Genomic DNA, 8,302 nt, shown 5'->3' with positions numbered 1-8,302 from the left:
TGCTGCTGCTGATAGCCGGCGTTTCGGGCGCATTCCTGACCGGCGATATCTTCAACCTCTATGTCTGGTTCGAAGTGCTGCTGATCTCGTCCTTCGGTCTGCTGATCCTGGGCTCGACCCATGAACAGCTTGACGGCGCGATGAAATATGCGGTGCTGAACCTGATCGGCACCACGCTGTTCCTGATCGCGGTTGCCTATATCTACGCCGTGTTCGGCACGCTCAACATGGCCGATATCGCGATCCGGGCGCGTGAAACGCCGACGCTGCCGACCGCGACGATCGGGGCGCTGTTCGTGCTGGCCTTCGGCATGAAGGCGGCGGCCTTTCCTGTCAATTTCTGGCTGCCGGCCTCCTATCACACGCCGCGCACCGTGGTCTCGGCGCTGTTCGGCGGGCTTTTGACCAAGGTCGGCGTTTATGCCCTGCTCAGGGTCATGGTGATGATCCTGCCGGCCGATCTTGCGGCACTTTCCTCCGTCGTCGGTCTTGCCGCCTTCCTCACCATGGTGCTGGCCGGTCTCGGCGCGATCGCCCAGCATGACATCCGCCGCGCGGTCGGCTACATCGTGATCGTGGGCATCGGCAACTGCCTTGCGGGCGTTGCGATCGGCGGCATGGACGGGCTTCAGGGCGCGCTGTTCTACGCGTTGCATTCGATGATCCTGATGACGCTGCTCTATCTGATCACCGGCCTTGCTGGTCGGCTCGCCGGCGGCTTCTCGCTCAACCAGATCGGCGGCATCTACAAGCGCTATCCGGTCTTTGCCGGCCTCAGCCTCGGCGCGTTTTTCGCAGCCGCCGGACTGCCGCCGTTTTCAGGCTTCTGGCCGAAGGCGATACTGGTGCGCGCCGGCGTCGAAACCGGATCGTGGTGGCTTGCCGCCGGCATCCTGTTTGCCGGTTTCTGTTCGACGATCGCGCTTGGCAGGATATTTCTGCTGGCCTATTGGCGGCCGGCAGAGGGTGAGGTTTCCGAGACGCTCAGGATCCCGTTTTCCGAGTGGCTACCGATTATCGGACTTTCCGCCATCGTTGTCGTCTTTGGGCTCTATCCGGAGCCGGTGTTGAACCTGACGGCAAAGGCGATTGGCGGCATTCTTTCGCCGGAAGGGTATTTCCTGTCGGTATTTCCGGGAGGAAGCGTGCAATGAAGATACTGCTTTCCAATCTCGTTCTGGCGATCTTCTGGGTTGCCGTAACCGGCAGCGCCTCGCTGCATAATCTGGTCTTCGGCATCATCATCGGTGCGATCGCGGTTGGGCTGGTGCGCCATCAGATCGGCGGAACAGGCTATTTCTCGCGGGCAAAGCGGCTGTTCATGCTGCTGATACTGTTTCTCTACGAGCTCATGGCCTCTGCCTGGTCGGTGGCGAAACTCGTCTGCTCGCCGCGCATGAACGTCAAGCCCGGCATATTCCGCTATGAACTGACGCTGGAAAAGGATTTCGAAATCGTTCTGCTTGCCAACATGATCACGCTGACGCCCGGAACGCTGTCCGTCGATGTTTCGGATGACAATAAATATCTCTATATCCACGCGATTGACTGCGCCGATCCCGACGCGATCAGGAAGAGTATCGCCGAGGGCTTCGAAACCAAGATCAGGGAGGCCTTTGCCTGATGACGCCTGAGGAGATCGTACAGCATGCCGCAGATATGTCCCTCGTTCTGCTTTCGATTGCGCTGCTCCTGACGGCCTATCGGGTGGTGAAGGGGCCGACGCTGCCGGACCGGGTTCTGGCGCTCGATATGATTGTGGCCGTGGGCGTGGGGTTCATCATCGTGATCGCGGTGCGGACCGGGTTCACGCTTTACATCGACATCGCCATCGCGCTCGGCCTGGTCGGCTTTCTGGCGACCGTCGCCTTCGCGCGCTTCATCCGCTCCAGCGCGATGCGGGCCGATACCGAGACGGGTTTCGAGGTGAAACCGCATCCGATGGCCTATGATTCCGGCCCATCGGGCGAAGACGTGCCGGTGGTTTCGGCCGATGCGGAAAAAGGCAGGGAGTAGGGGAATGACGCAGTATCTTCTGGCAGGGCTGGTTTCCGTTCTGATGCTTGCGGGCGCGGCCTTCACCCTGACGGCTGCAATCGGCATCATCAGGCTGCCTGATCTCTATTCGCGCATGCATGCGGCCTCAAAGGCCGGCACGGTCGGCGCAGGGCTGATCTTTCTGGCAATCGGCATCCATGCGGGCGAGATATCGACTTTCGTGCGGGCCTGCGCGGGCATCGTATTCTTCATCATAACGGCGCCGATCTCGGCTCATCTACTGGCGCGAGCCTCTCATGAAGTTGGCTACCCGCTATACGAGAACACGGTCAGGGATGAATTACAAAGTAGAGATAGTGACTAGCAGGTCGGTTTTCGCGATTTTGGAATGTTTTTAAGTATTATGTCGCGGACAGCTCCTAAATCTCGTGGTCGCGCTCCACTGCCTTCAATAAAGACGTTAAAACGGCGATTTAAACTTTACATTTATCATTGAAGTGGTATTCCGTCCAAGAGCGCGCGAATATTTCGCTCGTTAATGAGAATAATCAGGCCCTATCCGTGAGGCTGTGCTGCCGGTTTGCCGTGCGGCTCAGCTCTGATTTCTACGCAGAAACGACGACGACCAACGGCGCTGCTTGAAGAGATTTTCTGAGGGCGTCCTTGCGGAGAGTAACTGCGGGCGCGGGCTGGCAAAGAAAAGAACAGGAGTGAATAATGACGGATGCAACGGTTGAGCGGGATAACCAGGCCCTCGTGGAGTTGACCGCCGATATCGTGGCCGCTTATGTGAGCAACCATGTGATCCAGACCGGTGATCTGCCGGGGCTGATTCACGAGGTGCACGCCGCGCTGAGCAACACCGCGAAGCCGCAGGCCACCGCCCAGGCGCAGGAAAAGCAGAAGCCGGCGGTATCGGTTCGCAAGTCGATCAGCGGCGACCATCTCGTTTGTCTGGAATGCGGCGGCAGCTTCAAGTCGCTGAAGCGTCATCTGATGACCCATCATGACCTGACCCCGAATGCCTATCGTGAAAAGTGGGACCTGCCCGCCGATTATCCGATGGTGGCCCCGTCCTATGCCGAGGCGCGTTCCCGGCTTGCCAAGGAAATGGGTCTCGGACAGCGCCGCGGGCGCTAACCGCGACAGAACGATTTCGCTCCGAATCTGAATGCCGGCGGTCGATAGACTGCTGGCATTTTTTTATGTGCGAGCGCTAGCAACCGCGACACCTGCTCCGCCAAACCCCCCTATAGTTGTGTTTACTTTCTAGTAATACCCTCATAGGTAAACGGTTGAAGGTGGTAGGAAAATAATCCTATGATGGAGGAAAATAAGTAAACAAAAACAACAGGCGGTTTCGAGAGTACCCCTCTTAATGTCCCCGCTTCCGGCGCCGATGTAAGAATAAAATCCTATTTCTCAGGGAGCTGACATGAACGAGCAACGCGTAGCATCGCCGGTCGCGACGACCTTCCATCAACGCCTGAACCACAGCCCTCAACCGGCCTGGTGCATGGAGAGGGCAAGCCAGATGTCGGATATCCGCAAGGCTTGCCGCATTGTTCTGCTGATCACCAAGGAGATGGCGCTTATCGCCGGCGAGCGGATTTCGATCCGCGCCGAGCGGCGGCGTTCCGTCTCGCATTACCGCCAGATCGCCATGTATGTCTGCCACGTATCACTGCAATTGTCTCTGAGCGAGATCGGACTCGCGTTCGGGCGTGACCGCACGACAGTGGCCTATTCCTGCCGCGTGATCGAGGACCGGCGTGACGACCGGGCTTTCGACGAGTTCATCGCCGCCGTCGAGCGTCTGGCCTATAACGTTATCATTGCCGCCGAGGTGCGCCATGACGGCTGAAATGGGCGAGAAGACGCCGCTGGACATGCTGGCGCGACTAAAGGCGCGCGACGGTTCTCCTTTTCTGACGGAGGAGGCGTTTACCGCCGGGGAACGCCTGGCGGAGGATTTCAACCGCGCCCTTATGCAGCCGCGGATTTCGGCGTCGCTTCAGCCGCGCCTCGAGACGCGCGGTCGCTTTGCCGCCCCATCGGCCATGTCGGATACGGCGATCGATGCGCGCCGCCGCGTGGCGCGGGCGCTGAAGGCGGTCGGCCCGGAGCTTGCCGATATCGCGCTCGATTTCTGCTGTTTCATGAAAGGGCTCGAACAGATCGAGCGCGAGCGGCAATGGCCGGTCCGCTCTGCCAAGCTGATGGTGCGCACCGCCCTGCAGGCGCTCGCCCGCCACTACACGCCGCCCCCGCCGAAGGGTGGCATGCGTGGATGGGGAGCGGAGGGCTACCGGCCCGAAATCTCGGCATTGTTCTCGGATGAATGAAATGCTCAGGCGGCGAGTTTGCGCGCCGCCGTTTCGCGGATTTTGGTGACCATGGCGTTGAGCCCGTTGGCGCGCTGCGCCGAGAGGTGATCGACCAGGCCGATCTTGCGGAAGGTTTCGATGGCGTCTGTCTTCGCGATCTCGGATGCGGTGTGGCCCGAATAGACGGTCAGCACGATCGACACCAGCCCGCGCACGATGAAGGCATCGGACGAGCCCCGGAATTCCATAACGGGATCCTCGCCGTCGCCCGTCTTCGACACCAGCCAGACCTGGCTCGCGCAGCCATGCACGCGATTGTCCTCGATCTTCTCGTCCTCGGGCAGGTCCGGCAGGGCCTTGCCGAGTTCGATGACGTAGCGGTAGCGGTCTTCCCAGTCATCGAGAAAGGAAAAGTCGTCGATAATCTGCTTGAGTTTGTCGCTCATCATCCGGCCTTTCGATTGCTCTCGCCCCGATATAGTTCGATGTGGCGCGAATTGAAATGCGCGGGGGCGCAAGTAAGCCGAAATTAGCCGCCGTTTCAGCGCGGACGCGGGGTCGGCACGGGAACGTTCTCAGGCAAGCCGGGAATGCGGACGGGCGCCTCGACCTTTGCCGGCTGGCCGATGATCGCGCCGGTCTGGATGAGGTCGGGCGTATTGCCGGCAACCACCGCGGGCGGCGTTGCGACGACAGGCTTTGGCTCGGCGACGGGTTCCGGCGCGGCGGGCCGGGTGACCTTGGGTGCGGCAGCGGTTTCCTGGGCGGGTTGCGGGGCCTTGTCGCCGAAATGCTGGCCGAGATAGATATAGACGATCTCCGCGCCCTGGCGCGCGCGGCGGCCGAGAAAGCTGATAATGCCCGAGCCGTCATTGCAGACATCGGGGCGTTCGTCGCAGATGCCGCTCATGTATTCGAAGGTGCCGCGCGCGGCCGAGACCGCGCCGCCGATATCCTGACCGCTTGGCAGGGCCTGCTGCTCACGCGTTGCAGCCCCCCCCAGCATAAGCGGCGCGAAAAACGGCACCAGCAGGAGCAGAACGAAAATCATGAATGCGGATTTCAGCAGAAATCTCATCGGCCCCCGGCCTGTTGGTTGTGCCCGCAAGCGTTGTACCCACACTTAACCTAAGACGGTAAATGAGCCGCTAAAAGGGCGCGGGAAAACGAACACATGATCGGTACCCCAGCGCCTGACCATGAGCGTGCGTCGAAATATATAACTAAATCAAACCCTTGTTTTGAAAGCAGGATGTGTTCCGATGTGTTATGGCAACCTGCCTCATTAACCATATTCAGAGATTTTTTCGATTGCAGAGGCGCTTCCGGCGCGCGCGACGCTGGCAGAGGGAGGCCTGCTCCATTACTCTTCGTTAACAGCCGCAGACTATTTTCTGCGGCGAGAGGCGTGACCGGATGCCGATGGTTTGAAAAGCGGCGAAGATACGGGTGATGGACTGAATGGCGAAAAAGACGACGAAGAAAACCGGAAAGCGCGGGAAGAAGACGCCCTCGCTGATCGGGCGCACGGCGTCGTCGCTGGGCGGCCTGGCGGCGCGTCATCCGGGCAAGATCGGCGGGCCGCTGGTGTTCGGCGTGGTCTTCAGCTTCGTATCGGCCAATGCGCTGTGGTATCAGCCGGGGCCGCATCCGAGCCCGATGATGAAGACGCGCCAGCCGACCAACCCTTATGCCGTTCCCGGCCGCCGGATGGCGGAGGCGACCGATTTCGAGAGTTTCCGCATCGAACTCGAGGACGGGGAGACCGCTGCCGCCGAAAAGCCGAAGGACGATCTGGTGGCGATCCTCGAGCAGGTCGAGGCCAATCCGCCGCCGGCAACGAGCGCTGCGATCGAACAGGATGTGACGGCGTCAGCGCCGCCGCCAGCGCCCGCGCCGGTTGACGATGAGCCGGATATCCTTGCCCTTCAGCAGGCGCTTGCGGCGAGGGGCTATTACAAGGGCAAGCCGGACGGGGTGACCGGTCCGATGACGAAAGCGGCGATCAGGGCATTCCAGAGCGATAGCGGTATCACGCCGACCGGGGAGGCCGACGAGGAAGTGGTGGCGCTGCTCAGCGTATCCGCGCCGCTGCCGGAACCGCGGCCGGAGACCGCCGCATCGCCTGACCCGGTTGCCGATATCCTGAAGGCGGAAACCGCCCCGTCTGGCGAGGCCGGCGTTGTTGTCGCCGATCCGATGGTGGTCGAAATCCAGCGCGGACTGGTGAATATCGCCTATGACGGCGTGGTGGTCGACGGCGTTGCCGGGGCGACAACGCGGGCGGCGATCCTCGAATTCCAGAAACACTACCGGCTGCCGGAAACGGGCGAGCCGAATGAGGCTGTGCGCGACAAGCTTCGGGAGATCGGCGCTCTTTGAGCGGGAACGATGTCGCATTGCTTCCCGTTGCAAAAGGCCCGATCATCGGGCATGCCATGATGACCTCGTGGAATCCGGGAGTGGTCGATATGCGCCTTCGTTCAGATTTTTTTGCGTCCGCGCTGGTGCGCGACGCCTTTGCCGCGGGCGGCTTTGCGGTGATCGAGCGCAAGGGGGCGGAAGAAGCCGGGGCGATCGCGATCCGGCAGATTTTCCGCGATGGCACCGAGAGCCTCTATCTGCCCGCGCCGCAGAGTTTTGCGGAGGAGGGCGTCCAGGATCGGGTCTTCGAGAGGCGGCTCAACGCGGCGTCATCGGACAAGGTTTCGGAGATGCTGGAACGCGAAATGCGTTTCGACAGCGATCTCTGGGTCGTGGTGCTGGAATGCGAGAATGTGGACGGTTTCTTCAACATTGCCGATGAAGAGCAGGACTGAGCGGGGCTTCTTGCGTTGAAGGGGCGCCGGGCGGTTCACGCCGAGCGGCGCGCCGCTTCCTGTTTCTCGGCCGCGACCCGGGTTTCGCGCTCGCGTTCGGTCTGCCAGCCGAGCAGTTCCTGGATGCATGCGGCGGGTTTCAGCGATCCCACGAGCTTTTCCACGGCAAACTCGGTCGTTTCACGGTCCTGCCGGTCGATCGCGGCGATGCGGGGCAGGACGTAGCTCGTGTCCGCGTGGTTCATGCCGAGCGCGATCAGGGCGACGGCAAGGCGCTGGCCGGTGGGTTCTTCGAGAATGCGACGGGCGAGCACCCGGTCACCGCCAAGTGCGCGCGCGAAGGTTTCGGTGAAGAACGGTCTTTCGGCGCGGCGCGCGAAGCGGACCAGGAGAGCGGTCTGCAGTTCGGTGAGGGTGGAAACGCCGAGGCGGTCGGCATCGCCGGTGCCGGCGGCCATGGCCTTCAGCGTGCGGCGCAGCGCCTCGCTGTCATCGCGGGTGCCGGTGTCGATGTCGAAATTGCCGGCAGGCTCCTGCCGTTCTTCCTCGCGCCGTGCGCCGATCAGCGCCTGGATGACTTTCTGCGACAGGTCCGGGCGATGAATGATCGCGCGGATATGTTCCTCCGTCGTGGTCTCGATCAGGGCGATCAGCGTGTCGTCGGCAATGGCCGGCGAACGGGCGAGAAAGGGGGCCGCGACCGCAATCTCGCGGCTGCCGATATAGCGGCAGACATCCTGCGGCACGTGAGCGTGGCACGATAGAGCGGCGACGGCCTGGCGGCGCGCCTCCGGCGACGAGGCCTCGTAGACGGGTCCGAAGAGTTCGGCAAAGCGTCGGCGTTCGGCGGCGCTCGGATTGTCGAGCGAGCCGAAGCCCGAAACCGTGGCCATCAGCACGACGTCGAGATTGCGCGTGTTCTTCAGCCCTTCAAGTTCCCGATACCGATCGACCAAGGCCGTACTCCCCGACAAATGTCTTCTATCGACAACAGGTTAGGGAGAAAACGTTATAAAGATGTTAACCATAGCGAAGGGAGAGGGGCGTCGCGGTTCGGAAGGTGCCGGAATCGCGCTTGCCTTTTGAAGGCGGCAGCGGATCAAAGGTCATGAAGCTTGCTCCCAATACTCTCTCCCGCTGGCGGGAGAGATGCCCCGA

General features: G+C 61.5%; 12 protein-coding genes. 9 read left to right on the top strand and 3 right to left on the bottom strand.

Going from position 1 to position 8,302, the window contains the following annotated elements:
- The 7 genes from B4E36_RS20110 to B4E36_RS20080 all read left to right on the top strand — a co-directional run.
- The coding region (locus B4E36_RS20110) for a proton-conducting transporter membrane subunit (protein WP_345900744.1) at positions 1-1,154 on the top strand (1,154 nt) is incomplete at its 5' end.
- Positions 1,151-1,624 carry a Na+/H+ antiporter subunit E gene (locus tag B4E36_RS20105; RefSeq protein WP_292054624.1) on the top strand — a complete coding sequence of 158 codons (474 nt, stop codon included), beginning with the start codon at positions 1,151-1,153 and terminating at the stop codon, positions 1,622-1,624. The genes B4E36_RS20110 and B4E36_RS20105, both read left to right, overlap by 4 nt.
- The gene (locus B4E36_RS20100) at positions 1,624-2,016 is read left to right on the top strand and encodes a cation:proton antiporter (protein WP_292054622.1); all 393 of its coding nucleotides are present in this window, start codon (positions 1,624-1,626) and stop codon (positions 2,014-2,016) included. The genes B4E36_RS20105 and B4E36_RS20100 overlap by 1 nt, the downstream gene beginning before the upstream one ends.
- Before the next feature lie 4 nt (positions 2,017-2,020).
- Entirely contained in the window at positions 2,021-2,362 is a 342-nt protein-coding gene (mnhG, locus tag B4E36_RS20095) for a monovalent cation/H(+) antiporter subunit G (protein WP_292054620.1), read from the top strand.
- A gap of 353 nt (positions 2,363-2,715) precedes the next feature.
- Positions 2,716-3,138 (top strand): MucR family transcriptional regulator, encoded by a 423-nt coding sequence (locus B4E36_RS20090; protein WP_292054618.1) that lies wholly within the window; start codon positions 2,716-2,718, stop codon positions 3,136-3,138.
- 295 nt (positions 3,139-3,433) lie between these two features.
- A complete protein-coding gene (locus B4E36_RS20085) occupies positions 3,434-3,862 on the top strand; it encodes a helix-turn-helix domain-containing protein (protein WP_292054617.1) in 429 nt (142 codons plus the stop codon).
- The gene (locus tag B4E36_RS20080; RefSeq protein WP_345900743.1) at positions 3,852-4,343 is read left to right on the top strand and encodes a DUF6456 domain-containing protein; all 492 of its coding nucleotides are present in this window, start codon (positions 3,852-3,854) and stop codon (positions 4,341-4,343) included. The genes B4E36_RS20085 and B4E36_RS20080 overlap by 11 nt, the downstream gene beginning before the upstream one ends.
- A 5-nt stretch (positions 4,344-4,348) precedes the next feature.
- On the opposite strand, the gene B4E36_RS20075 is transcribed toward B4E36_RS20080, so the two are convergent.
- Together B4E36_RS20075 and B4E36_RS20070 are read right to left on the bottom strand one after the other, a co-directional pair.
- Complete coding sequence (locus tag B4E36_RS20075) at positions 4,349-4,774, bottom strand: SufE family protein (RefSeq protein WP_292054612.1); 426 nt, start codon at positions 4,772-4,774, stop codon at positions 4,349-4,351.
- 92 nt (positions 4,775-4,866) lie between these two features.
- Positions 4,867-5,376: a DUF5330 domain-containing protein gene (locus B4E36_RS20070; RefSeq protein ID WP_292054609.1), complete on the bottom strand. Its 510-nt coding sequence runs from the start codon at positions 5,374-5,376 to the stop codon at positions 4,867-4,869.
- Between the two features lie 410 nt (positions 5,377-5,786).
- On the opposite strand from B4E36_RS20070, the gene B4E36_RS20065 reads away from it, so the two are divergent.
- Positions 5,787-6,707 carry a peptidoglycan-binding domain-containing protein gene (locus B4E36_RS20065; protein ID WP_345900742.1) on the top strand — a complete coding sequence of 307 codons (921 nt, stop codon included), beginning with the start codon at positions 5,787-5,789 and terminating at the stop codon, positions 6,705-6,707.
- Between the two features lie 89 nt (positions 6,708-6,796).
- Entirely contained in the window at positions 6,797-7,144 is a 348-nt protein-coding gene (locus tag B4E36_RS20060; protein ID WP_026173796.1) for a DUF1491 family protein, read from the top strand.
- Positions 7,145-7,179: 35 nt separating this feature from the next.
- On the opposite strand, the gene B4E36_RS20055 is transcribed toward B4E36_RS20060, so the two are convergent.
- Positions 7,180-8,100 carry a DUF2336 domain-containing protein gene (locus B4E36_RS20055; RefSeq protein ID WP_292054602.1) on the bottom strand — a complete coding sequence of 307 codons (921 nt, stop codon included), beginning with the start codon at positions 8,098-8,100 and terminating at the stop codon, positions 7,180-7,182.
- Between the last annotated feature and the right edge of the window lie 202 nt (positions 8,101-8,302).

The sequence above is a fragment of the Martelella sp. UBA3392 genome (assembly GCF_002358775.1).
GTDB classification, from domain to species: domain Bacteria; phylum Pseudomonadota; class Alphaproteobacteria; order Rhizobiales; family Rhizobiaceae; genus Martelella; species Martelella mediterranea.
This window is presented reverse-complemented; position numbering and strand designations above follow the sequence as displayed.